Annotated in this window: 21 protein-coding genes and 1 tRNA gene; 8 read left to right on the top strand and 14 right to left on the bottom strand. The window is 50.2% G+C overall.

Features of this window, described 5'->3' with window-relative positions; all coding sequences use genetic code 11:
- Positions 1-59 precede the first annotated feature (59 nt).
- A complete protein-coding gene (locus C2M24_RS00415; protein ID WP_158683670.1) occupies positions 60-764 on the top strand; it encodes a ligand-binding sensor domain-containing protein in 705 nt (234 codons plus the stop codon).
- The gene (locus C2M24_RS00410; RefSeq protein WP_105212938.1) at positions 752-2917 is read left to right on the top strand and encodes a ligand-binding sensor domain-containing diguanylate cyclase; all 2166 of its coding nucleotides are present in this window, start codon (positions 752-754) and stop codon (positions 2915-2917) included. Before C2M24_RS00415 ends, C2M24_RS00410 begins: the two co-directional genes overlap by 13 nt.
- On the opposite strand, the gene C2M24_RS00405 is transcribed toward C2M24_RS00410, so the two are convergent.
- Positions 2914-5280 carry a DEAD/DEAH box helicase gene (locus C2M24_RS00405; protein WP_105212937.1) on the bottom strand — a complete coding sequence of 789 codons (2367 nt, stop codon included), beginning with the start codon at positions 5278-5280 and terminating at the stop codon, positions 2914-2916. The two genes, C2M24_RS00410 and C2M24_RS00405, sit on opposite strands and share 4 nt — an antisense overlap.
- Positions 5281-5371: 91 nt before the next feature.
- Here C2M24_RS00405 and C2M24_RS00400 point away from each other — a divergent pair, with 91 nt between their 5' ends.
- The 3 genes from C2M24_RS00400 (at position 5372) to C2M24_RS00390 (ending at position 10590) form a co-directional block, all read left to right on the top strand.
- Positions 5372-6199: a M90 family metallopeptidase gene (locus C2M24_RS00400; protein ID WP_105212936.1), complete on the top strand. Its 828-nt coding sequence runs from the start codon at positions 5372-5374 to the stop codon at positions 6197-6199.
- Positions 6200-6408: 209 nt separating this feature from the next.
- Complete coding sequence (locus tag C2M24_RS00395) at positions 6409-9603, top strand: amidohydrolase family protein (protein ID WP_105212935.1); 3195 nt, start codon at positions 6409-6411, stop codon at positions 9601-9603.
- Positions 9604-9756: 153 nt separating this feature from the next.
- Entirely contained in the window at positions 9757-10590 is an 834-nt protein-coding gene (locus tag C2M24_RS00390) for a Tim44 domain-containing protein (RefSeq protein WP_105212934.1), read from the top strand.
- 49 nt (positions 10591-10639) lie between these two features.
- Here C2M24_RS00390 and C2M24_RS00385 read toward each other — a convergent pair whose 3' ends face one another.
- Positions 10640-11533: a helix-turn-helix domain-containing protein gene (locus tag C2M24_RS00385; protein ID WP_105212933.1), complete on the bottom strand. Its 894-nt coding sequence runs from the start codon at positions 11531-11533 to the stop codon at positions 10640-10642.
- A 156-nt stretch (positions 11534-11689) separates the two neighbouring features.
- Between C2M24_RS00385 and exaC the strand changes: the two genes are divergently transcribed.
- The gene (exaC, locus tag C2M24_RS00380) at positions 11690-13210 is read left to right on the top strand and encodes an acetaldehyde dehydrogenase ExaC (protein ID WP_105212932.1); all 1521 of its coding nucleotides are present in this window, start codon (positions 11690-11692) and stop codon (positions 13208-13210) included.
- 82 nt (positions 13211-13292) lie between these two features.
- On the opposite strand, the gene C2M24_RS00375 is transcribed toward exaC, so the two are convergent.
- The 12 genes from C2M24_RS00375 to C2M24_RS00320 all read right to left on the bottom strand — a co-directional run bounded on the left by C2M24_RS00375 (position 13293) and on the right by C2M24_RS00320 (position 22906).
- Entirely contained in the window at positions 13293-14801 is a 1509-nt protein-coding gene (locus C2M24_RS00375; protein ID WP_105212931.1) for a leucyl aminopeptidase, read from the bottom strand.
- A 173-nt stretch (positions 14802-14974) separates the two neighbouring features.
- Complete coding sequence (locus C2M24_RS00370) at positions 14975-15394, bottom strand: hypothetical protein (protein WP_105212930.1); 420 nt, start codon at positions 15392-15394, stop codon at positions 14975-14977.
- A 65-nt stretch (positions 15395-15459) separates the two neighbouring features.
- On the bottom strand, positions 15460-15996 hold the full coding sequence (locus tag C2M24_RS00365) for a helix-turn-helix domain-containing protein (protein ID WP_233999470.1): 537 nt from the start codon (positions 15994-15996) through the stop codon (positions 15460-15462).
- Between the two features lie 242 nt (positions 15997-16238).
- A complete protein-coding gene (locus C2M24_RS00360; protein WP_105212929.1) occupies positions 16239-17267 on the bottom strand; it encodes a CNNM domain-containing protein in 1029 nt (342 codons plus the stop codon).
- Positions 17268-17352: 85 nt separating this feature from the next.
- Positions 17353-18237, bottom strand: coding sequence for a LysR family transcriptional regulator (locus C2M24_RS00355; protein WP_158683669.1), 885 nt, complete (start codon positions 18235-18237; stop codon positions 17353-17355).
- A gap of 14 nt (positions 18238-18251) precedes the next feature.
- Entirely contained in the window at positions 18252-18758 is a 507-nt protein-coding gene (locus tag C2M24_RS00350) for a hypothetical protein (protein ID WP_105212927.1), read from the bottom strand.
- A gap of 220 nt (positions 18759-18978) precedes the next feature.
- The gene (locus tag C2M24_RS00345) at positions 18979-19383 is read right to left on the bottom strand and encodes a hypothetical protein (protein WP_105212926.1); all 405 of its coding nucleotides are present in this window, start codon (positions 19381-19383) and stop codon (positions 18979-18981) included.
- 1 nt (position 19384) lies between these two features.
- Positions 19385-20299, bottom strand: a complete 915-nt coding sequence (locus C2M24_RS00340) for a zinc dependent phospholipase C family protein (protein ID WP_105212925.1) — start codon at positions 20297-20299, stop codon at positions 19385-19387.
- A gap of 118 nt (positions 20300-20417) precedes the next feature.
- Entirely contained in the window at positions 20418-21050 is a 633-nt protein-coding gene (locus C2M24_RS00335; protein WP_105212924.1) for a hypothetical protein, read from the bottom strand.
- Positions 21051-21343: 293 nt separating this feature from the next.
- On the bottom strand, positions 21344-21829 hold the full coding sequence (locus tag C2M24_RS00330; protein WP_158683668.1) for a hypothetical protein: 486 nt from the start codon (positions 21827-21829) through the stop codon (positions 21344-21346).
- 214 nt (positions 21830-22043) lie between these two features.
- Positions 22044-22120: transfer RNA gene (locus C2M24_RS00325), tRNA-Pro, on the bottom strand.
- 135 nt (positions 22121-22255) lie between these two features.
- A complete protein-coding gene (locus C2M24_RS00320; protein WP_105212922.1) occupies positions 22256-22906 on the bottom strand; it encodes an arylesterase in 651 nt (216 codons plus the stop codon).
- Between C2M24_RS00320 and C2M24_RS00315 the strand changes: the two genes are divergently transcribed.
- Entirely contained in the window at positions 22907-23623 is a 717-nt protein-coding gene (locus C2M24_RS00315) for an ABC transporter ATP-binding protein (protein ID WP_105212921.1), read from the top strand.
- Positions 23613-26114 carry an ABC transporter permease gene (locus tag C2M24_RS00310; RefSeq protein ID WP_105212920.1) on the top strand — a complete coding sequence of 834 codons (2502 nt, stop codon included), beginning with the start codon at positions 23613-23615 and terminating at the stop codon, positions 26112-26114. The genes C2M24_RS00315 and C2M24_RS00310 overlap by 11 nt, the downstream gene beginning before the upstream one ends.
- Positions 26115-26122 lie beyond the last annotated feature (8 nt).

Here is a 26122-nt window from a genome sequence, read left to right as displayed (position 1 = left end):
CTTCTTTACAGGCAGTTGAGCAGATCCCTACGAGCTCCCCCGGCTCTGAAGTTGCCCCCGTGTTTGCAAATGCGGCTGTTAACGTCCCTGAAAATGTCCCCCTGAGTCATTATTTTGCTGAAACCTGGGATACCCGTGATGGCCTCCCTCACAACAGTATTAATGCCCTAGCACAGACTCCTGATGGCTATATTTGGGCTGGTACCTGGGAAGGGGTGGCGCGCTTTAATGGCCGTAAATTCACCTTGTTTACTCGCGGTGAGGAAACGGGTTTACCCGATTCCGGGATACGCAGCCTGAGCCTGGATAGTCAAACTCATGAGTTGTATGTAGCCGGCTCTCGCGGCGGTGTGAGCAGCGTCAAGGGCAACTTTTGGCAGGCCTTGCCTGCTGCAGCCTATATGATCAACTTTGCGCTGCGTGTAAGCGATGGCGCATTATGGCTGGCGCTTGAAGACGGAGGCGTAGTGCGTCGCTATCAAGGGCAAGATCTGCATTTTCTCACCGGAGCCAGCACTTACCATGTTCTCGAGCAGGGCGATAAGGTGTGGGTGGCCAGCAGTGATGGCTTATATGTTTATCAAAACGGGCAAATGCAGCGCCCTGAAACGACTAACAATGCCCTCAATGGCATGACTTATAAGCTGGCGTTGGATCATAACCAGCGCTTGCTTGTGGGTGCTGAGCAGGGCATTTGGCGTGAGGAGAACAGAGGCTTCAAGTTGTTGGATAAAGCGCTTAGCATGAGTCTGTGTCGGCGGTGATGGTCGATTACCGTGGTGATATTTGGTTTGGCACCATTAACCACGGTTTGTTTCGCTACAGTGAGTTCGGCCTAGAAAAACTCGATGCCAATGTTGGCCTGCCGAGCAACCGTATTCTTTCTTTATTAGAAGACCAGGAACGCAGTATCTGGATTGGCACCAATGCCGGACTATTTCGCCTGCGTCAGGCTCCTTTTACCACTCTAAGCCACTCGCGGGGGCTCTCCGGCGATTATGTAAGAACCCTGTTAAGTCATAGCGACGGATATCTGTATCTAGGCACCAGCAATGGTTTAAATCGCTATCAAAATGGCCGAGCCACGCCCCTGGGACAGCGCCCTGGCGCGCCCATTTCGGTATTAAGTCTGACCTCGGGCAGTGACGGCGGTATTTTTGTCGGCACCTATACCGACGGCCTGATGTATTTCGATGGGCGGAAGTTAACCAGCTATTTAAACCGTGATACCGGCTTGCCCAGCAATGAAGTGCGCGCCGTTTTGGAGCAGGATGACGGTGGTGTTTGGATAGGCACCGCAGGGGGGTTAGTGCACCGAGATAGGCACGGGCAGTTGCAGTTCTTTACCGATGAGGACGGTTTGCCGGGCAACTTTATTATGGCCTTAAGCGAAGATTATAAGGGGCGTATTTGGGTTGGTACTGGGGTTGGCTTGGGCTACTTCGAGCAGGGCCAGTTTTATCGGTTGTCGTTAGATGAGCAATTCGATACAGAGTATGCCTTTGGCTTTCTAATGGAGCCAGGGCAGGTATGGATGGCCACTGACCGCGGCCTGGTACGCTATAACGGCGAGACCGGACAATTGCAGAAGGTGGGCAAGGAGCAAGGCTTACCCGTTGATAAACTGTTTGCCGTGGTGGTGGACGAATTCGATTACTTCTGGCTCAGCAGTAACCGAGGCGTTATGCGCGTTAGCCGTGCAAGTATCATCGCCAGTATGGAGCAGCCCGCGCGGCAAATGGAATACACCTTGTTTGATCAGGGGGATGGCATGCTGAGCTCGCAAGCCAATGGCGGTTCTCAGTATCCGGCTATTTTGCATAACGACAATAATGTCTGGGTAGCCACTGCGCGTGGCGCCGTCATGGTGGACCCCAATAAACTCACCCGTATGGCTAATATGGCGTTGCCAGTGAGCATAGAGGCGGTGCAGTTCGATAGCCATCCGCAACAGGCCTATCAAAATACCGTGGTTGATGTGCCCCCGGAGCATAACCGTATTTCTTTTACCTATGCGGGACTCGGTTATGTGATGACCGAGCGTATTGAATATCAAACCCGCTTATTGGGCTACGAGCAACACTGGGTTGACCGTGGCAACCTGCATATTACCGAATACACTAACTTGCCACCGGGAAGTTATCGCTTCGAGGTGCGCGCCCGATATCCGTATGGCATCTGGCAAGCAAGCGGTGCTGCGGTAGAGATTAAGGTAGCGCCCAAGGTCTGGCAAACTTTAGGCTTCAAAATATTTGTTGTGGCGCTCTTGTTATTGCTCTTGCTGCTTGTTTATCGACTGCGTTTTTATCACCTTAAACGCTCCGAAGCGAGATTGAAAAAGCGGGTGAAGGAGCAAACTCAGGTGCTGGCGAAGCAAGCGCAGGCCTTTGAGCATCAGGCCACTCACGACCAGCTGACCGGCATTGCTAACCGCCGTGCCTTCGACCAGTGGCTGGTGGTGCATTTTGTCCAAGCTCAACGTGACGGGCAGCCGCTGAGCCTGCTGTTATTAGACATAGATCACTTTAAGCAAATTAACGATCATTATTCGCACCTGGTTGGTGATCAGGTCATTGCCACCGTGGTGCAGATTATCGCCCGCTGTTTACCGCCACAAGCCCTGTTTGCGCGCTGGGGCGGTGAAGAGTTCACCATCTTATTCCCAGGCCTTGATGAGGATGGGGCGCTGTGCTGGGCACAACGCATTCGCCATCAGATAGCCAGTTATGATTACTCGGTGCTGGCCCACGGTCTGCAGGTCAGTGTCAGTATTGGCGCCGCCGATATCGACTGCGCGGTCAATGCCGATAGATTGTTATCACACGCCGATAAAGCCCTGTATCTGGCCAAAGAGCAAGGCCGCAATCGCTGCCTGGGTCATCGCCGGGATTACCTCTTGTGCGAAGAGCTGCCCTAGCGAATATCTACCACCTTACTGGCTTTTTTATAACGAATTTGCAGACCACTCCAACTGGGTAACTCCCAGCGTTTGGGTGGTTCTTTGCGCTCACCGCTGTGATAATGGACTATGACCCGCTTGGCCTTAAATAAATACTCAATATCTAGAGTCATCCCCGGCAACACCAGTTGCAGCGGAAAACGCTCCATAAACTCCTTGCTCTGCCAGGGTTCAAGCCCTTGGTAATATAGATCTTCCGCCTCAATAAGCATTAAATCTTCCTGGCTTTGAATTCCTAATTCAACAAGTCTGGCTCGTAAATGCTCGCCAGCGGTGGCAAGGCCTTGCTCCTGCTGGTGATAAAGCAGATAGAGATTATGGTAGGCAAGGGCGTCGCTCACCTGCTGAGCAACCCCGGGAAATAAGCTGCCATCTGATATCAACTCGGTTAGCGCTGGCAGTAGCTGCTCATCGTCTACCCGGGTATCCATGCTTGTAAGGGTAACTTGGGCGTAGCTGTATGTCAGGGTGGCTCTTATTTCACCCGCCAGTCCTTCGTCCGTATTTACCTCATCAGGATGCCAGTAATAGTTGCTGAGTCTTGGTGTGGTCGGGGCAAATTCCAACACCTGCTTTAAGGTCAAAGGCGCGCATAAGGTTGCCAAAGTATCGGCGTGTTTTTTGCCTTTGCCCGCCAGTGCAAAGGTGGCCAGGACCAGAGCAGCTTCTTGGTCCTCGGTTAACAAGGAGTTTTTTGCCGGGCGAATTTCCAGTTCGCCATTGCCAAAGCCGCCGCGGCGGTTATCTCGGCGCACAAAAATACAATCCGGGCGCGCCCTGGCTATGGCCTGTATCAGCGCCTGATAATCGAAACGGGCGCAGCGTTCAATCTCGGGCAATTGATAGGCCGAGCGTAAATAATTGCTGTAGGTTTGTGCTTCAGTCAGAGCCGTCTCTTCTATGTGCAGGTGCTCATTGCACTGTCCGCGTAGCACGGCAATGCACAGGGCGATATCACTGTGTTTAAGGTGCTCACCCAAGGCCTTGGCTAACTCGGCAAGTGTGTCTTGGTTTGGCAGCGAATAAAGCTGCGCCGGTGTGGCGATAACCGCAGCCAAGTCTATCATGGCCTGGCGCAAGGTGGAGCTGGGCATTTTTTCTATCAAGTAACCTAGCTCTGCATCCACGGGCAGGGGATAAATGCGTCGCCCCAACTCGGTGGCCAGGCCTTGGGCATCAATGGCATCGAGCTTGCTCAAGGTCTGTTTTGCCCGAGCCAGACTGGAAGGTGCCGGCGGCGTCAGCAGCTCAAGATTATCTATGGCGATACCAGCACAGGCGCTGGCCAAAACCAGCTCATCCAGAGCTTCGCGCTCTATCTCTACCGGCGTCTGTGCCAATAGCGGCGCATGCTCACCAAAAAGCGCGATATAAAGACCCGGTGCGGTGCGCCCACACCGCCCCTTGCGCTGTAGCTGCGAGTCTCTGGCTATGGCATCGAGCCCAAGCACGGTTTTGCCTTTGCGTAGATGAGTGCGCCGTTCAAGGCCGGAGTCTATCACACACTCTATTCCCGGTACCGTCAGTGAGGTTTCGGCGACGTTAGTGGCGAATATAATGCGGCGCAGCGTGCCTTCTTGCATGGCGCAGCGTTGCTCGCTCACTGGGCTGGCACCATGCAGGGCAATGCCCTCGGCGGGCAGGTCGCGACAGGCACTGAGGCAGCTGTTAATTTCCGCGCGGCCGGGTAAAAATACCAGGATATCTTTGTTGCTGTGCTCTAACGCATAAGCGCAGGCCTGGCGCACCCGTGGGGCCAAGTCAAAACGCGAGGGCATACTTTGGCTGTTGTCAGCCAGAAATTCACAGTCTATTGGGAAAATTCGGCCTTCACTGTACAGGGTTTTGGCGCCTAAATAGCCGGCCAATCGATCATCATTGAGGGTGGCCGAGGTGACAATTAGGCGATGGCTGTTATGCTGCTTTAGCAGTGCCAATAACAGATCTGTATCCCAGCGACGCTCGTGGAATTCGTCCAGCATCACCACATCATAATCGCTTAGTTTATTTTCGAAAAACCAGCGCAAGGCCACCCCTGGAGTGGCAAACACCACCTGAGTCTGCTCACTCAGTTGGGCCTCAAAGCGAATGGCAAAGCCAATGTCTTGCCCAGGCTTTTGCTGCCTTTGCATCGCCAGATAGTCCGCCAGAGAAGTGGCGGCGATGCGTCTAGGCTGCACCACCAAAACGCGCCCTCGAGCCTTGGCCCAAAGGGGTAAGCAGGTTGATTTACCACTGCCTGTGGGAGCATGAACTATGACATTGTGGTTTTCTAGGGCGGCTAAAAAGGCCTGCTCTATCGCGTAGATGGGAAGCGTCATGATGTGTTTTTATACGTGAATTTGTGTCGTTGAGATTGAAATAGCGGGCTAAGGGTCATATTTACAAGTAACTATGTCAAGGAATTAACAGATGATAAATGTCGTATTGATAGGCCTGATGCTGGTGTTTGTGCTTGTGTATTGGCGCCAGGACGAGTTGCGTTTGCGTCTATGGCGACGTAAATATCAAGGTGCCGCTTTAAACCAGGCACAACAGCAGTTACTGCAAAGGGCCATGCCCATCTATCGCGCCATGACGGATGCGGACAGGGCTAAGCTGGAGCGTCATATCTGTTGGTTTTTAGGGGAAAAACGTTTTTTAGGTCGCGATGGCTTAAGGGTCAATGAGGCCATGAAGCTGGTAGTGGCGGCCAATGCCAGTCTGCTTATGCTCAATAAACCCTGGCCGCTGTATCCCAATGTTAAAGAGATATTGCTGTACCCCAGTGCCTATTATGCCGATGTGACCGAGCGCGATATGGCGGGTCTGGTCAGTTACCACCAGGTGGTACGTGAAGGCGAATCCTGGCCTGGCGGCACCCTGGTTTTAAGCTGGCATGATGTGCTTGAGGGCAATCGCTTACCCGGCGATGGTCACAACCTGGTGTTTCATGAATTTGCCCATCAACTCGACCAGGTGACCGGACAAACCAATGGCACTCCCTTATTGGCAGATAAGCAAAGCTACCAGCGTTGGGGCGAGGTGTGTTCACGTGCCTTTAATAAGCTTAAGAGCCATATCGCCTACAATATGCCGCATGTGATGCACGGTTATGGTGCCACCAATGAGGCGGAATTCTTTGCCGTGGCCACCGAAACCTTTATCGAGAAGCCCGCCGCCATGCGCCAGTTTGATGCCGAGCTTTTTAATGTCCTTAAAGACTACTATCAGTTTGATCCCAGTGACTGGCAGCGTTAGTTGACGGTTGACGGTTGACGGTTGACGGTTGACGGTTGACGGTTGACGGTTGACGCATAAGCTAAGCTTGATTAAACACAAACCTAGCAATGAGAGCAATGGGGGGACATCCATCCCTCATTTTCGCCCATTAACCCCAACTGACTTTCCCTTTGTCACACATTTTGCTTTAGTAGGGGGTGATAATAACTAAATCCGATGAGAACTCTATGAAGACTCCATTATACAGTGCGCTGGCACTGGCTATTTCTCTGGCGCTGCCCTTGGCACAACCAAGTGCGTTTGCCGAGGAAGCCGCAAAAGAAGAACAAAAATGGCAAGTAGACAGCCCACAGGGCGAATTTTTGGATGCGAAAATCAGCGTCAACCAGGGCACCTGGATGAACGTGGATATCAGCCCAGATGGTCAAACTCTGGTATTTGACCTGCTCGGTGATATTTACACCATGCCCATTAGCGGCGGTAAGGCCACTCAGCTGACCTCGGATATAGGCTGGCAAATGCAGCCGCGCTTTAGCCCTGATGGCCAACATATCGCCTTTACCTCAGACCAAGGCGGTGGCGACAATATTTGGGTGATGAAGGTCGATGGCTCAGACCAAACTCAAGTGACCAAAGAATCCTTCCGCCTCCTGAACAGCCCCGCTTGGAGCCCGGACGGCGACTTTATCGTTGCCCGCAAACACTTTACCGCCAGTCGTTCGCTGGGTGCCGGTGAAGTATGGATGTATCACAAGGCCGGTGGCTCGGGCGTGCAGTTAACGGAGCGCCCAAATGACCAAAAAGACCTGGGCGAGCCGGCGTTTTCACCGGATGGCCGTTATGTGTATTTCTCTCAGGATGACACCCCAGGTAAGACCTTCCACTATTCCAAAGACTCGGTGCAAGGCATCTACAAAATTAAGCGTTATGACCGCGAAACCGGTGAAATCGAGACCATACTAAGCGGCACAGGCGGCGCCATTCGTCCAACGCCATCGCCCGATGGCAAGACCTTGGCTTATATCAAGCGCGATGACTTCCAAAGCACGCTTTATCTGTATGATTTAGAGTCAGGTAAAGAAACCAAGCTGTACGATAAGCTTGAGCGTGATATGCAGGAAACCTGGGCCATTCACGGCGTGTATCCAACCATGGCCTGGACGCCGGATAATGACTCACTGGTATTTTGGGCCGGCGGTAAAATCCATAAGCTGGACGTAGACAATGGCGAGAGCGAAGAAATCGCTTTTGAGGTTGAAACCACCAAGTCGATTCAAAAGGCGCTGCGTTTTACGCAAAACCTGGATACCGATGAATTTGACGTAAAAATGCTGCGCAATGTGCAGGTGTCGCCGGACGGTGAAACCGCGATTTTCGAGGCCATGGGTCATATCTACAAGCGCGACCTAGAATCGGGCAAGGTTAAACGCCTGACCAAGCAAGACGATCACTTTGAGTTTTTCCCAACCTTCTCACGTGATGGTAAGCAAATCGCCTATGTTACCTGGGACGACGAAAAGCAGGGCAGTGTGCGTGTTGTTTCTGCACGCTCGGGCCGCGGTGATACCCTAACCACAGAGCCGGGCAAATATGTGGAACCGGCATTTAGCCCGGATGGTGAAACCCTGGTCTTTAGAAAGTCATCCGGCAGCAGTTTGCTGGCGCCAGAATGGTCGCTTAAACCGGGTATCTATGCGGTCAATATAGATAAGCCGAAAAAGCCTGAGCTAATCACCGAGCACGGCTATCAGCCGCAATTCGGTAAAGACAATGACCGCGTTTATGTGATGAGCCCTTGGCCTAAGCCGACCTTCAGCGTGGTTGAGCTTAAGAGTAAGAAAATTCGTAAGCTGTATGAGTCCGAGCATGCCACCGAATTCCGCATCTCGCCCGATGGTCAGTACCTGGCATTTGCCGAGCGCTTCAAGGTATATGTAACGCCTTTCGTTGAGCGTGGCAAAACCATCAGTATAGGCCCGAAAGACAGCCAGTTCCCGGTTGAACAGCTTTCTGTGCGCGCTGGTGAGAACATCAGCTGGAGCGGTAGCAGCGATCGCCTGTACTGGAGCTTAGGCCCTGAGCTTTACCATGCCTCTCTCGACGGTATGTTCAATATTAAAGGCGATGCCGATGCCGACTTTAAGGTGAAAAGCGGCGAAAATATTGGTTTCAAAAAAGCCATGGCCGAGCCTAAGGGTATGATTGCCCTGGTTGGTGCCAAGGTGATCACCATGAAGGGTGAGCAGGTTATCGAAAACGGCGTGGTGCTAACAGATGGCAAGCATATTAAAGCCGTAGGTGCACAGGCCGATGTGCAGATCCCTGAAGGCGCTAAGATAATTGATGTGGCCGGAAAAACTATTATGCCGGGGATCATCGATGCCCACGCCCACGGCGGCCAGGGTAGTGATGAAATTATTCCCGAGCAGAACTGGAAAAACCTGGCCGGTCTATCCCTGGGTGTCACCACTATTCACGACCCAAGTAACGACACCACGGAAATCTTCGCTGCCAGCGAAATGCAAAAAGCCGGCGAGATCGTCGGTCCGCGTATCTTCTCGACCGGTACTATCCTCTATGGTGCTAATATGCCGGGTTACACCTCGCACGTTGATTCTCTGGATGATGCCAAATTCCATCTTGAGCGCTTGCAGAAGGTCGGTGCCTTTAGCGTCAAATCCTACAACCAGCCGCGCCGCGATCAGCGCCAGCAGGTGGTTGAAGCAGGACGCGAATTGGGCATGATGGTGGTACCTGAAGGGGGCTCACTATTGCAGCATAACCTCACCATGGTGATCGATGGCCATACCACCATAGAGCACTCTATTCCGGCGGCCAATATCTATGATGATATTCGTCAGCTGTGGTCGCAAAGCGACGTGGCTTATACGCCTACGCTTGGCGTGGCTTACGGCGGTATCTGGGGTGAGAACTACTGGTACGATAAAACCGAGGTGTGGAACCACCCGCGTCTAAGTAAATTTGTCCCTAAAAACCAGTTATTGCCACGCTCTATGCGTCGCACCAAGGCGCCTGAACATCACTACAACCACTTCAATAACGCCCGTGTTGCCGGCGAGTTGCAAGACCAGGGGGTGTTAGTGAATGTGGGTGCCCACGGTCAACGTGAAGGCCTGGCAGCGCATTGGGAAATGTGGATGTTTGCCCAAGGCGGCATGACGCCCCTTGAGGTGATCCGCACCGCCACCATAGACCCAGCCAAAACCTTAGGTTTGGATAAAAACCTGGGCTCTTTGGAAGCAGGTAAACTGGCGGACTTAATTGTGATTGACGGCGATATCCTCAGCGATATTCGTCAGTCCGATAAGGTGCAATACACCATGATAAACGGTCGTTTATATGACTCCGAAACCATGACGGAAGTGGGTAAAAAAGCACGTACTAAGCTGTTTTTTGAATAACTCCTTCTAGGTTTTTCAGAGCATTTAGGCCCGTATTTTACGGGCCTTTTTATGCTTAAAAACTGGGCATATAGCTTGCCAGACATCCCGAATTGCTTGCCTTAGGGGGCTGCTAAGGTACACTGACGCCAGTATTTATTTTTAAGGATAACCATGAAAAATCTGGTAATTATGTTAACGCTATTGAGCGTGTTGTTTACCGCCAGCTTCGATGCCCAGGCGCGTAAAAAGTTTGGCTCGAAACGCACGACCGGTAAGACCGAGCAAACTCAGACCACACAAAAACAGCAAACCACGGACACCAGCACGGTGGCGTCGAAGAAAACCTCGAGCAAAAAAGGCATTATGGCCGGTGTGCTTGGCGGCCTGCTGGCCGGTGGTCTAATTGCCGCCATGATGGGTGATGACTTTGAAGGCGTGCAACTGCTGGAAATTCTATTACTTGCAGGTATCGGATTTTTACTCTTTAAGTTTATTCGCTCGGCGATGCGTAAAAACCAGCCGCGTCCCATGATGGCGACGCCGCATGGCCAGGCCTATGCGAGCCAGGGTCAGTGGCAGCAAAGCAGCGCCTCGGCTCAGCCTCAGCCGCAACCTAGCTCTGTGCCCATGCAACTACCGCCAAACTTTGACCAGGTCGGCTTTATACGCGCTGCCAAAGAGCACTATGTCACCATTCAACAGGCATGGAATGACAATAACTTTGGCGTGGTGTCGGAGTATTTGGCTCCCGAGCTTATCGAGGAATTTAAGGCGCTGCGCGCCGAGCAGGGCGAAGTACTGACCGAAGTGTTGTTTGTTGATGCCAATATTGTTCGCGCCAGCTGCGACAATGATGTGTGGGCTATCAGCATCCACTTTAGCGGCCAGTATCAGGACCGTATTGCCCATGCCAAGGAGCGTATCGATGAGATTTGGCATATGGAGCGTAAAAACAGCGAAGCGGCGCCTTGGTTGATTGTCGGCACCGAAGACTTGGTTGACTAAGCCAAGCGCTAATTTGCTTTAAAAAGGCCGCATCTGCGGCCTTTTTCGTTTAACTCACACCTTGCTGGCGGTAGCCTCGCGGCGACACCCCAAAATGGCCCTTAAAGCTACGGCTAAAATGACTGACGCTGTTAAAGCCGGTTTCAAAGCAGGCATTGGTCACCGACTTGCCCTGATTGAGCAACAGCTGCGCCCGCTCTAAGCGGCGCTTAAGAATATAGGCTTGAGGGCTGACCCCAAAGCGCTGGCGAAAGGCGTTAAAAAACTTGCTGCGGCACATACAGGCCAGGCTGCACAGGGTATCGACATCAATAAGGCCGCCGAGGTTGTGCTCAATATGAGCGACCACAGCATGCCATAGGGTGGCTTGAGGGTCTTGCTGGGCACAGCTTAGTAACTTGCTATGCTCTTGCTCACGCAGTAAGCGCACCAGTAATTCGGTGCTGGCAAGCTCAATGAGTAAGCCTCTGTCTTTCTCATTTTCACTAAATGCCTCAATTAATCTTTGATACACGCCCTGGGTGCTGGCGCTGTGATTCAGTTGCAAGGTGGCGGTTTGCGTGGACGCCTCACTATCGCTTTGCAGGCGCATTTGCCCGGCTACCTGATGCAGCTTTTGGGTGTCTATTTCTATGGTCAAACAACGGGTCGGTGTGCTCAAGGTGGCGTCGGGGAAGTCTATGGCTACATGCTCTTGTGGCGCAATTACAAAGCTCTGTCCGGGGATAAAGTCCTGGCCCTGACTCAGGCTCGAATGGTGCATCACCTTACGCCCTTGGATCATGGCGCAAAACATAATTTCGTCTGCCTTAAAGGGCACACCGTCACTGTGCTCATAGGTGTCGTATAAACACAGTTGCACGCCATCGGCGTTAAACACCGAGCGGTGATCGACCAAGGTATCGAGGCGCTCGAGTGCATCTGGGTGTGTGGCTGCTGGCATGGCTAGGCTCCTTTGCTATGACCATAGCTTGTTTAAGGCGTGCTCTAGCATGGCCCAAAAGTGTACTTGGAGTCAAGCAAGATGGAATGACAATCAAGTTTTTATCGGCAAATTGGTCTAGCGTTAAAGGGATTGCAGCAAAGAAGGACAATAACAATGATCTATGCAAAACCTAATTCAACCGACGCCCTGGTGTCTTTTGCCGCCCAATACGAGAATTACATTGGTGGGGCCTGGGTGCCGCCTGTGGATGGTAATTATTTTGATAACACCACGCCGGTTACCGGTGAGGTCTTCTGCCGCGTGCCGCGCTCGAACGACAAAGACATAGAGCTGGCATTGGATGCGGCGCATCAGGCCAGAGCCGCCTGGGGCAAAACCTCTGTCACCGAGCGCAGCAATCTGCTGCTGAAAATTGCCGACCGTATCGAGGCCAATCTGGAACAGTTGGCGGTGGCGGAAACCTGGGATAACGGCAAGGCGGTGCGAGAAACCCTGAATGCGGATATTCCTTTGGTGGTGGATCACTTCCGTTATTTTGCCGGTTGTATTCGTGCTCAGGAGGGCAGTATCGGTGATATCGACGAAAACACCGTGGCCTATCATTTCTATGAGCCCCTGGGTGTCGTCGGACAGATCATCCCGTGGAACTTCCCGCTGCTGATGGCAGCATGGAAACTTGCGCCGGCCCTGGCTGCTGGTAACTGTGTGGTGCTAAAACCCGCCGAGCAAACTCCGGCGTCGATTTTAAAGCTGGTCGAGGTAATTGGCGATTTGCTGCCCCCGGGTGTACTTAACGTGGTTAACGGCTATGGCGCCGAGGCCGGCCAAGCCCTGGCCACCAGTACCCGCATCGCCAAAATCGCCTTTACTGGCTCCACCCCTGTGGGTGCGCATATCCTAAAATGTGCCGCCGAAAACATTATCCCGTCAACGGTGGAGCTTGGCGGTAAATCACCCAATATCTACTTTGAAGATGTGCTTGAGCAATCGGATGAGTTTATCGATAAATGTGTGGAAGGCGCTGTGCTGGCGTTTTTCAACCAGGGCGAGGTCTGTACTTGTCCATCGCGTTTATTGGTGCAAGAGAGTATCTATGATGAGTTTATCGCCAAGGTGGTCGAGCGGACCAAACAAATTAAGCGCGGTAATCCGCTTGATACCGAAACCATGGTCGGTGCCCAGGCATCGCAGCAGCAATTCGATAAGATCATGAGCTACTTTAGCATTGGCCGCGACGAGGGCGCTGAGGTGCTTATTGGCGGTGATGCGGAGCGTTTCGATAACGAGTTTAGTCAGGGTTACTATATTCAGCCGACTCTGTTTAAGGGCACCAATCAGATGCGGGTATTCCGTGAAGAAATCTTCGGCCCGGTAGTGAGTGTTACCACCTTTAAGGATGAAGCCGATGCCATTGCCATCGCTAATGACACCGAGTTTGGTCTGGGCGCCGGTTTATGGACACGGGATATGAACCGCGCTTATCGCATGGGCCGCGCCATAGAAGCGGGTCGCGTTTGGACTAACTGTTATCACCATTATCCTGCTCATGCGGCCTTTGGTGGTTACAAGAAGTCCGGAGTAGGGCGAGAAACCCACAAGATGATGTTGGAACATTATCAGCAGACCAAAAACCTCTTGGTCAGCTACTCAGACAATGCCTTGGGTTTCTTCTAACCCGGGCTTTTTAGCTAGGCTTTCCAGCTGGTTACCCAACCAACAAAAAAGGTGGCCTTAGCCACCTTTTTCATCTGTGCGCTTATTTGGTTTTTAAAATCCACTCGCTCAGCAGGCGCACACCGTAACCTGTGCCGCCCACATTCACTTCGCCTTTGGCCTTGCTGGACAGGGCATTACCGGCGATATCTATATGTACCCAACGGGTGTCACCGGCAAAGTGTTGTAAGAAAGAAGCGGCAGTAGTTGCACCCGGACCGCCCGAGCCGACATTTTGTAAGTCGGCAATATCCGACTTCAGCATGTCTTTGTAGCCCAGCGGCAGACGCCATACCTGCTCATTCACTACCTTACCGGCGGCGGTAAGCTCGCTGATAAGCTGATCATCTTCAGAGAATACGGCACTGTAGCGATCGCCAAGGGCGCGTACCTTAGAGCCGGTTAATGTGGCTACATCCACCATGATCTCCGGCTTATAATGCTCGCGGGCGTACCACATGGCATCGCTTAGCACCAGGCGGCCTTCGGCGTCGGTGTTCACCACTTCAACGCTTAAGCCTTCGGCGGTGCGCAGTACATCACCCGGGGCAATGGCGTATTGAGAAACCATGTTCGCTGCCATACCCATGACGGCAACGACATTGACATCGGCCTTGCTCAGCGCCATGGCTTTAACCGTGCCCAGTACCGCGGCGGCACCGGCCATATCTGACTTCATGCGTGCGATAGACGGGCCGCTTTTAATGCTGTAGCCGCCGGAATCAAAGGTAATGCCTTTACCTACCAGGGCGATAGGCGCTTCATCTGACCCCTTGTAATGGGCAACAACAAGGCGAGCGCCATGCTCACTGCCACGGCCAACGCCTTCTAAGGCACCCATGCCCAGCTTTTTAAGCTGTTTTGGTCCGAGTACAGTTACCTTGACACCGTATTGCTCAAGCTCTTTAGCGGCTTTGGCAAATTCGACCGGGGTCATTTCTGTGGCCACTTCTGAGGTTAGATCGCGGGCTAGAAATACGCCTTGCTCGATATGACTCAGGGCTTGGTAGGCCGCTTGAGCGCGCTCGGCGTTGGCAACGCTAAAGTGGTAGCTGACGGTGGTTTTATCGGCGTCTTTTTTATAGACATCGAAGCTGTGATCGCGAAGGTTGGCACCGTGGGCAAACTGGGCTGCCAGTTGCGCATTGCTTAATTGGCCTTGTACCTCGGCAAAGGCCAAGTCAACCTGAGTGATTTTATCGGCTTTAAGTTGGCCATGAATATCACCACCCAGCTTTGCCAGATTGGCAGCGTTTAACTCATCCTTGTCACCCAAACCCACAACCAAAATGCGCTCATAGTTCGAGTCAATAGGTGCTAGAAGCTCAAATGTACTACCCTGGCTGGCATCAAATTGAGCGGCGTCCGCTGCTTTTTTCAGTTGCGCCTGAGTTGCTGCAGATAATTGACCCGCAGGTAAGTCTTGCCCTTTGGTTTGCATAACCACTAAGGTTTTTGCGCCGCTTAGGCCAGTAAAATTAAAATCTGCTGCATAAACATGAGCACTCAAGAGTGTGGCGGCAACCGCACTAAGACTAAAAATACGCGACATATTGCTCTCCTAGATTCGCAAAGTTGCGCCTTTTTACCTTATTTCACTATTAAAATTAACCAATTGGCGGTGAATGAACGAGAATTACAGTTTAACGTCGGTGCTGGGTGTGCGAGCGGGGCGACACATGGCTATGCCATCTTGTGTCGCCACCTAGTTGGGCGGATAAAGTATTATGCGGTTTTGAGGGAGCATTTACGCATGTTGCAAAGCAGCATGGCCGTGAGCAGGGTAATAGGCAATGGTGCCAGCACCTTTATAAATTGCGCCCAAAGAGCATGTTGCGGGTGCAAATACACTCCTAAGATTCCGTAAAGGGTGAGGAAGATGCCACACACCAGGGTATTTTTATATCCCAGCTCCTTACCAAAACGCACACTCATCGCAGCAACAAGCAGACAACCAATAAGGCCTGCAAGCATGCTCTGAATTTGCAAGCCTACGTCCTGCTCGGCCAGTATCATGGCTTGCTCTTGGGCGATGCCATCGGGTAGCCATAACTGAACCAATACTATGCCTGCAACAAGCACGTATATGAAAAAGGCTGCTAGGGTTACGCTGATAAGTTTTATATTTAATTTATTGTTAAACATGGGTTTTCTCCTTTGGTTAAAGTGGAGTTAGCAAGGAGAACGCCGATGCTTTGGTTAAGCGACTATTACTTAAAGATACCTTCTTTGTAGCCCTTGTAGGCCAGCAGGCCCACCGAAAAGAGCAGCGCCAGCGACACCAGGTTTTTTAGTAAACGCATGGTATCCTGATCTATGCGCCCGGCATTGTAGGCATCAAAAATGCCCCAAAAGCCGAAGGCATTGGCGGCAATGACCAATAGTATACTCCACAGATAGGTGTGCCTGTTGGTTTTCGGCTTAGCGGCAGTCGGGTCTTGTGAAGCCTGCACAGCGACAGGTTCTGAGCCAGTCTCTGTGGAAGAGGGTTGAGTGTGCTCAGGCGCACCGGCAGCACATGCGCTGTCTTGCATATGGACACTGTGATCCAAAGCCAATAATTGCTGGCAATCGATATCCAGCGCCGCGGCCATGCTTTTTATCGACTCCAATGAGGCAACGCCCTTCGCCTCGATTCGTTGTACCGTGCGTAAACTCAATCCTGCCATCTCCGCCAGCTGCTCTTGCGAGTAACAGCGGCTATCACGCAGGGTTTTTATGACCTGAACATTTACTTTCATTTTCATCTTGTGGGTCTCCTTGCTAACTGGACTTCAAATTAGCAAGAGACCCTCTCCAGCAATACGTTAGGGTTGCGACATGCACCCGAAATCATTACGTAACGAATACGACACTATAGGTGATGAATGTTGTTTTAAAAAGATTTTTTAAATTTTACGCACAATAAATCAGCGCCCCAAAATGCCATTTTTAAACGCTTTAGTTATCGACAACTTATCCTAATTGGCGAGATGACCTGCCTTAAACACTATTCCTGTGATTTCTTTTGTGCTTTTTTCTGCTTCTGCCAGCGTCGTCGGGCATAGCGACGCATGTTGGCAATTTGATCCGTTTCATCGACAATTGAGCGGCCGATAATGGTCTCAATAATATCTTCCATGGTTATTAATCCTTGCCACGAGCCGTACTCGTCATACACCAAACACATATGATGCTGATCTTCTAGGAGTTGGGTAAGCAATTGCTCCAAGCTGGTGTTGTCAGAGACGACCTTAGCTGGTCGAGCAAACTCAATCGCGAATTTTTTGTCGCCTACCATAATCAGATCTGACTTAAAAAGCATGCCGTGGGGAGCCTCCTCTTCATCCAGGATGGGAAAGCGGGTGAACTGGCTTTTGAGCACCTTGTCGCGAATGTCATCAAGGGGCAAGTCAGGTTTTAGCGTTTCACAGACGATGCGAGGCGTCATAACCTCGCGCACCTTGATGGTATGTAAATCGAGAATGTTGCTTATCGCTCTGTGCTCGGTCTCATCGACACTACCAAGCTCGGTGCCAAGAGAGGACAGAGCTTTAATTTCTGAGCGCAGATCTTCTTCACTGGCACTGCCACCGAGTAAACGCGTTATTTTGTCAGAAATCCAAATAAAGGGTTTGAGTATCCAGATTAAGAAGGCGAGTATTGGCGGCAATACCACGGCTAGCTGGCGCCAGAACAGGGCGCCTATGGTTTTTGGGATAATTTCTGATAGCACGAGAATAAGAATTGTCATGACCGCTGAGGCGATACCCAGATAGCCATTACCGAAGACGACCGTGACCTGGGCGCCAACCCCGGCAGCCCCGACCGTATGCGCCACCGTATTGAGGGTGAGAATTGCCGCCAGCGGTTGATCAATCCTTTCTTTGAGATTTTTCAGTGCCTGATAGCGACCCGGGTTCTCTAATTTTTGTTTAGCAATATAGCTGGGTGTAATGGAGAGCAATGCGGCTTCTAAAATAGAGCACATAAACGACACGGCAATAGAGAGTACGGCGAAAGCAATGAGCAATAGCATAGTAGGTTGTATAGGCCTGTTAGCAAAGTGACTTATTGTTAGTTTAGTTAACGATCTTTGGGTTAAAACCCATAAATAAAGGGTCCTAAGAGATAAACTTTGCGGCGCGCCCCATTAATCGATGCTGTCTCTGCTTAAGTAAAGTGTAGAGTTCGCCCATTAGCAATTTGATTCTGGGAACATCAACAAGCGATGGATGTGTTAAAACCCATATTTGGGCAAATTCATGGGGCTCAGAATCTCCAACTACCGTAAGTTGTTCCATGGTATCGGCGATATAACAGGCTCCGCGTATAAGCCCAAGCCCTTTGCTGGCGGCATCATGGCGCACTATTAAATCATCAATCACTAAGCTCACCGGTGCGTGTGGAAATGGACTGTTCTTAATCCAATCTGTTTGAGCACTATCGGCTGTGCCAACCAGCCATGCGTACTCGTCACTGGTTTTGTTAAGGAGGTAATCCCGTTGGGCGTAGTAATTTAAATACACGGCGCCGGCGCGATGGCCAACCAGATGCTCACATGGTTCATTGGCGACGCGAATGACAATATCCGCCTCGCAGTTATCGATATCAACAAGGTGATAACTGCATTGCATCACCAGGCGAATCTGTGGGTAGCGTTTAGCAAAGGCTCCCAAATCTTCAAGAAGCAGGTACTGGGCAATGGCAGGGGGAAGAGACAGGGTAATTTGACCGCTGTGTTCTAGGTGTTTTGCGCGTTGTGCATGCCTATCTGCGAGTACCAGTGCCTCAACTTGCTGCGCGGTTTGCAATAAGGCATGCCCTGCCAGAGTGAGTGCGTACCCTGAGGGGGCAGACTCCGCTAGGGTATAGCCATGGCTGTGATTGAGTTGTGCTAATCGTCTTGCCACCGTGCTGTGGTTCACCGCCAGTATTTTTGCCGCATTGCGTAGCGTCTTGCCCCGGTGAATTGCCAGTATCAGGCGATATGCATCCCAATCTTCCATAACCATGTATCACATCAAAGAGTTTGCACTCCAGTATGCTCATGTACCGCAAAACTAGCAATACGCCAATTTTCATCTGTTTTGTACAAGAAGTAGGTTGCTCCGACTTTATTGAATACCTCGCCATTATCGCGATAGCGAACAGCCAGATTGGTGGCGATGGCAATGTTTGTATCTATCAGGCGCACATTAACCTGTTGCCAGTTGACCGAGGCCACCCCCTTGGACTTTAAACCATCGAGAAAGACCACCACCTGTTTGCTGAAGTCTTTGGCGGGCATGGCCACCGGTGGGTTGGCACTGGACATGAGCATGACCTGAGGCATATATAACTGCTCCACATGTTCCAGCGACTTGCCTTGTATATAGCCATTGTACTTATTCATATAGCTGGCAAAGAGGGCTTTAATAGCGGCCTCGTCCTCTGCTTGCTGCGCCGAGCCAGTGGCCGAAGCCTGCGAGCAAAACAGCGGCGCTAAAAATAGTGTTAAGAGTAGAAACAGTAAGTTAGGTAAACGCATCAGGTTCCCCTTGGAGCAAAATTGACCGTTTAAGCGTACCAACTTAATGATGCAAGGGTGTGGATTGTTTTGTCGTTACCCTGGTGCGGATTTGCAACAATGCTAAGCCAAGGATTCGGTTAAGCTCTCATTGAGCTAAATATTTTGGAGTTGCCATTAGTTGAGTTAGTAAACGGCGACTGCAAAAGAGGCTTAGCCCTCATAGGTTTTGTTTGTTGGACTAAAAATCGCAAACCTCGCTTGAATTAATGCTTACGGTACAGGCGACCTTATTTAGCGACTGCCAGTGTTGAATATCCGATTGCGCGGTGCAGCCTGCATCTTCGATCAAGGCGATTTCATTCTCACACAACAACAAAATGGCGTTATTATCCTGGATTTCAATGATCAGTTGATAGTTTTGAAACGCCTGGAGTCTGGTTTTGTCATTATCAATAGCAGCCAAAAGGAGCGCTTGTGAGCTGAGATATTTTTCAGAGCTAAACTTTAACGTGCCATCAACGGCTGCAGAGATATCTTTCAGCTGTGATGCAAGGTCGGCCATTCTTTCTGGATCATGGCTATGAGCAAAGCTGGAGCAACCGACGGCAAACAAAGTGGTGATGAGTAAAGAAAGGTATTTCATTTTAAATATTCCATGCAGTTAAGTTACCGGCTTCATCTTGTCCGTTGTCTAAATTCCAATTGCAGATTTGGGAACATTCCTCATTTTCAAAAACGGCATTGGCAAGAATCGTTATAAAATGCTTGATGTTTTCAATGGCTAAATCAAATATCTCATCATAATGCATAGGGCTTTTAGGCGTATTGAGATTCTCTATGTAGTCATAATCGATTTCATCGGGGCGAGGGTAGAGAAGGCCGCTATTGGCGGCAACGTGCCTAGCCCATGGGAAAAGTCGATAGCCTTCTTCCGCATTATTCACAATCATTTGAAATCCAGCATGCCAGGCATCGAAGTCGGGGGCAGCTGATTTTGCGTAATCTGGGTGTATAGAAATTAAAATATGCTGCCAGATGCCTTTGATATCCTTATCCAGGCAGTTGTCTTGGCTTGTGCACGAGCCGATATTGAGTTCGACTCTGTCGGCAAGGCCGATTTCACCGATATTCAATCTTTGCCAAATAAAGGAGTCTTGATTCATTTCACAGGTGCGATGTGCTGCCTGGTTTTGCTCATACGGGCCAACCTTGCGTTCCACCACTGGATGTATTGTGATATCGGCTGCTACATGTGACATATATCCGCAAAGCCAAGCAAAACATTTTTCTTGTGCTGACCCCTCGAGACTTTTGCAATAGGTAACGGCTTCTTTAATTACATCACCGGTTTTTTCGTAATGCATTAAATCAGCCCATTTGTTTTGCTGTGATTTACCTACGGCTAAATAAGGATAGTCAGGAGAGACGCATCCCAGCTCAACATATTTTTGATTTTTACTTAATATGAGTTTTGCCCTGTTTGGAATATCCATAGTCATGAGGGCGTTATTTGCAGTAGCTAAATTAGCTGCAGTTATATGAGCAAATGCACCAGGCATACGTAACTCCTTTTAATTATTAGCTTTTCCCCAATATATTGGTAACTAGCTCTGCTTGCAATGGCCTAATTAATAGCCAATCTAGTCTCTTCTTAATTTATGTTCCGGAAGCTCTGGTTTAAAAGATAGGCTTTCGAGCAGCGGTTTTAATTTGCCAGCCAGACAAGATGTACGCGGTCATTAGGCTTGCAAGAGACAACAATGCTGATTTATATGTCCAGTTCAAAGTTTCTATTGTGGGTTCGGCAAGGGTAGAGGATAAAGCGACCGTAAAAAGAGAGCCAGCAAGTACCCTGTACATACCCAATAGACTAAAGCCTACTTGCTCTGAGATTTGGTGTAGTCGGCGCTTAAGTTTGGTTACTTTAGCGTTGGGCGAATAGAAATATCGATTTATCCCCCATATTAAAAAGTGAACTGCCACAAGGAATAAGAAGTAGTAGGTGATTATATTGGGGGGAGTAATGGACTTGAGGAAGCTAATTAGCGCTTCTATGCCGTCAAAGTACATTACAATAGTACAGGGGACTGAGCCCAATATAATGGCGGATATACATTCATTGAATAAGAGTTTTGGTTTAGCAGACTTCTTCATTTCCTTTGTCGCCCGTACAATCCTTTGATGACTATTACTTTGCCAAATAACCTTTGCTTTGGCCAAATCAATTAGCAATTTTTTCAAAATGTTATAAAATATCGTGTCATTTATCAAAAAGAAAAAATAAGTAAGACACCCACTTTTAGATTCCATATTTCCAGGCCTTTTAGCTACACTTTGATAGCTTAGCTCAAGGAGGAATGAATCATGGCAACGCCCCGAAAATATCAGACCAGTCTGGCGATACCCCTTATTATCACTGCATTTCTTTCTTATGTCTGAGCTCTTAACTACAGTGGTGATTTCGCACGCCCAAAAGTCACGAAGACGATAAAACTAAAGGAGAATTGTCGATATGCAGGTCGACTAACTGAGCCAAATCCGATTGAAAGGCATGAGGTAGAGCCCACTGTGAAAGCTCAATTTTAGAGTGGGTGTCTTGTTTGTTATCTGAGTGAGTTGTTGTAAGTCATTGTCACACGTTTCAATATTGAACCTATGATGCTGCAAACTATCCACGATATTATTACCGCTAAAATTCCTACAGGGTTAATTATAAATTCCCAAGATGTTGATGTAGATTTGAAGTACGTCCCTGATACTTCGATTTGCCTATCGAAGTTGACCCCAACAAGTGCTATCAAATGAATAATATGTAAAAGAACCATGCGTAAACTGGATTCATGAAGCTTATTTTGTTTGTGCTCTGTCTTATCAGGCATATTTTCTTTGGTTTTAAGCCCACCGCCTGTCTTTGTTACATGTTGGGATATGGCATCTATTGAGTTTATGGCTTCGTATGTGCCATAAACAATCCTATTTTCGGCCTTACCTGCTTCAATAGCTATAATTTCACCTACGTTGTTTTTAACGATCGCGAAAGTATTCATATTATTTTTCCCTAAAAAGGCAGTTTCGCCATTTACCGCCATTACTTCATTTAAAAAAATCACACTAGAAGATGAAAAAGTAATGGTGATGTTCTTTTTAGAGGTTACCCCAAAGATATAAGGGTGTATAGATATTGATTAGCTTGTAAAAAATAATAGGCTGTTACTGGCTACACAGCAAAGATTAGAGCTACAAATTGAATAACTTTGAGAAGGTAGAATTTGATATAACTTATTGATTTTAGGGGGAGAAGAATGGTCGGCATAGCAGGATTTGAACCTGCGACCCCTGACACCCCATGACAGTGCGCTACCAAGCTGCGCTATATGCCGACTAGGACTGCAATAGTACGGATAATTTTTGCAATTGCAAGTGGGTGTTGAATCGTTTGCCTATAAATTATTCATATCGATAAGGTTTTTTATCCTCTATTGAAAAAGCGCTGTTATCACAGCGCTTTTTGCGTCTTATTTAGTCGCGTTAGTTGAACTTAATCGGGGAGCGGCTAACCAGGTCTCGATATGCTCGGCCATAATATCGCGCAGCAGCGGCTGAGCCTCGGCATTGGGGTGAATATTGTCGTTTTGCATCAAGGAGCCCTTGGTAGCGACTTGCTCGACAAAAAATGGCAGCAGATGAGCGCCCTGTTGTTCGGCCACGGTGGCGAAGCTGGCCTCAAACATTTGTGTGTAGCGGGGACCATAATTGGGCGGGATGCGAATGGCCATCACCGCCACTTCGGCGCCGGCGGCCTGGCTTTGTTTGATCAGGGCAGTGAGATTTTGCTGCATCTTGGGAATAGGGAATCCACGCAGGCCGTCGTTACCGCCCAGTTCAATCAGCACATGGCTGGGCTGGTGGCTGGCTAAAATTCCCTCTAGGCGCCTTAGTGCGCCACCGGTAGTTTCGCCGCTGATACTGGCATTGATTAATTTAATGGGCTTTTTTTGCTCTTCATACGTATCTTGTAACAATTGCACCCAACCTTGGTGTTGTTTTAGACCATAGGCAGCGCTTAAGCTGTCTCCTAGGATCAGTATTTGGTTGTCAGCCCAAGCCATAAATGGTTTAGTGACAACTAATAGGACGAGCAAAATACGTAGGGTTAAAGCATTCATATGTCAGCGTTATCTCAATTAAACATTATTCAAGTCAAAGAATTAACCAAGTCCGTTAATACGCTTGACGGCGATTTAACGATCCTCAGCGACATCAGCTTTAATGTCAAGCCGGGCGAGTCGGTGGCCATAGTAGGCGCCTCGGGCTCGGGTAAATCAACCTTGCTAAGCCTGTTGGCGGGGCTGGATAGAGCCACATCCGGAAGCATTATTGTAGATGGCGACGCCCTTGAGAGTCTTGATGAAGAAGGCCGTGCAGCCTTGCGGGCGCAAAAGGTCGGTTTTGTGTTTCAGTCTTTTATGCTGGTACAAAGCCTAAGTGCCCTTGAGAACGTGATGTTACCGGCGGAGCTGGCCAATCAAAAAGACGCCAAAGAGCAGGCCTTGGCACTGCTTGAAAAAGTGGGCTTGAGTCATCGTATTGAACATTACCCATCGCAACTCAGCGGTGGTGAGCAGCAAAGGGTGGCTATTGCCCGCGCCTTTGTTGGCACTCCAAAAATTCTATTTGCCGATGAGCCCTCGGCCAACCTTGACAGCAAAAACGGCAAGCTGATTGAAGAATTATTATTTGAGCTCAATCAGCAGCAGGGCACCACCTTAGTGCTGGTAACCCATGATGAAGCTCTGGCCCATCGCTGTGAGCGCATCTTGCATATTGAGGGCGGTGAGCTAACCCAACTACGTGAGCCTCAGGAGCGCGCGCATGTGGGCTAAGTTAGCGATACGATTATTTTTTAGAGAGTTGCGCCGTGGCGAGCTGACTGTGATCTGTGCCGCCATTGCTCTGGCGGTGATGACAGTGTTAACCCTGTCGTCGGTGACCGACCGTATCGGTCAGGCTATTTTGCAAAAGTCTAACGCCTTTATCGCCGCCGACCGTGCCTTAGCCAGTAACCATGCCTTGCCTGAGAATTATCAGGAGCAGGCGCAAAATATGGGGTTGCAAACCGCCCGGCTGACCTTTTTCGATACCATGCTCTTTGCCAATGAGCGCATGCAATTGGCGGCCATCAAGGCGGCATCAGTAAACTATCCTCTCAAGGGCGAGCTGTTGATCAAGCGTGATTTCGACGCCCAGGAGCAGGTGGCCAAAGGTGGCCCAGAGCCAGGCACGGTTTGGCTCAATGAGTCGGTGATGTATTCACTGGACTTGGCGGTGGGCGATAGCCTAGAGCTTGGCGCCGCGACCTTTACGGTCAGTGCCATTTTAAGTGAAGAGCCGGACGCGCCCTTTAATATTTTCTCCGGCAGTCGTCGTGTGCTGCTCAACGAAGCAGACATTGAAAAAACCAAGGTCATCCAGCCCGGAAGTCGGGTGTTTTATCGCCAGTTGTATGCCGGCGAGAGCGACAAGATTGAGGCCTTTTATCAGTGGTTAAAACCCCAACTGGCCGAGAATCAACGCTGGTATGGGGTTAAAGACAGGCAGTCGCCCATTTCCAATTCATTGGAGCGCTCGGAGCGCTTTTTACTGCTGGCGGGCCTGCTGGGCATTATCCTCGCGGCGGTGGCTATCGCGGTTTCGGCGAAGCGTTATTGTGAGCGCCAGTACGACCCAGTGGCTATGATGAAAACCTTGGGGGGAGCGCGCTCGCAAATCCGTAATATCTATCTGCTGCATCTGGCATTGGTGTGTGGCTTCTCCCTGGCGCTTGGTTTGGCGGTAGGTTATGGGCTGCAGTATGCGGCAGGCAATTACATGGCCGCCAACATGGATGTACAATTGCCGCCGGCATCGTTGCGCCCCTGGTTGAGTGCGGTGTTTATCGGCGTGGTGTGTGCGGTGATGTTCTCCATTAAACCGCTGCTTGATCTTTTCGATATTCCACCGCTGCGGGTCTTGCGCCGTAACCTGGGTGACCGTTTATTGGTGAGCAAGATTCATCTGGCCCTGTCTGCCTTCACCGTCTTTGCCTTGATGTGGCTGTTCAGCGGTAAGATTATGATCACCCTTATCTTGTTCTTATCCTCGGCGGCCGTAGTCCTGGTGCTCTTTATCCTTTCTAAATTGATCTTTGGCGGGGGTCGTAAGCTAGGTTTAAGCCCTGGAAATAGCTGGTCTTTGGCCATTGCTTCCATTCAAAAACGGGCCAATGCCAATGCGGTGCAACTGATCAGTTTTGCGCTGGCCATCAAGCTGCTGCTGTTTCTAATCGTGCTTAAAAACGACATGATCAATGACTGGCAATCTCAGCTGCCGGCGGATGCGCCCAACGCATTTTTGGTAAACATCACCGAGGAAGAGAAACAGCCGGTCAGTGACTATTTGGCGGCTAAAGACATTGAGGTGTCGCGTTTTTATCCCACCATTCGCGGTCGTGTTAATGCCATTAATGGCGAGCTGGTGGCCCGTGAGGTGTCGTTAGAGGACAATGAGAAAAAAGACGAGGAAGCGCGCTCCGGCGTGGGACGCGAGCTCAATCTGACCTGGGTCAGTGAGATGCCGAACCATAATACCTTGAGCGGTGGGCAATGGTTTAGCGACGAAAGCCGGGGCGAGGTGTCGGTGGAGCAGTCTATGGCCGAACGTTTGGATATAAAACTTGGCGATACCCTGAGCTTCTTAATTGGCGCGCAAAGCTTTGAGGCCAAGGTCACCAGCTTCCGAGAGGTAAACTGGTCTACCTTAAAGCCGAATTTCTTTATGATTTTAAGCCCGGATGTGCTGGCGGATTTCCCCGCAACCTATATTGCTGCGGCGCGCATTGACGAGGGGGAGAGCAAGGCTTTTACCCAGTTGCTGCGCCAGTATCCGACCATCACCGCCATTGATGTCGATAACTTTGTTGACCAAATTCGCTCGACCATAGAGCAGGTTTCCTTGGCCATTGGCTTTGTGCTTGCCATAGTTGTGGTCTGTGGCGCCCTGGTGCTTATCTCCCAGGTGCAGGCGAGCTTGGGCGAACGCATGCAAGAGGTGGTGATATTGCGCACCCTGGGCGCGCGTGGACAACTTATTCGCCATGCAACCCTGTATGAGTTCTTATTGCTCGGCTTGGTGGCCGGTGTGGTGGCGGCGCTCTCCAGCGATCTAGCCTTGTTTGTAGTGCAGCGCACCCTGTTTGAACTGCCGGGCAAGCTGCATCCGGATATCTGGTTGATTGGCCCCTTATCCGGTGCCTTATTTGTGGCTGTGCTGGGCTACACCATGATCGCCCGCACACTGAATAAAAACACCAGTGGTTTGCTGCGTAAAATCATGTAGTGGGGTTG

The organism is Pseudoalteromonas sp. T1lg22 (genome assembly GCF_002964645.1).
Classification (GTDB): domain Bacteria; phylum Pseudomonadota; class Gammaproteobacteria; order Enterobacterales; family Alteromonadaceae; genus Pseudoalteromonas.
The sequence above is the reverse complement of the archived record's forward strand: the minus strand, read 5'-3'. Positions and strand labels throughout refer to the sequence as shown.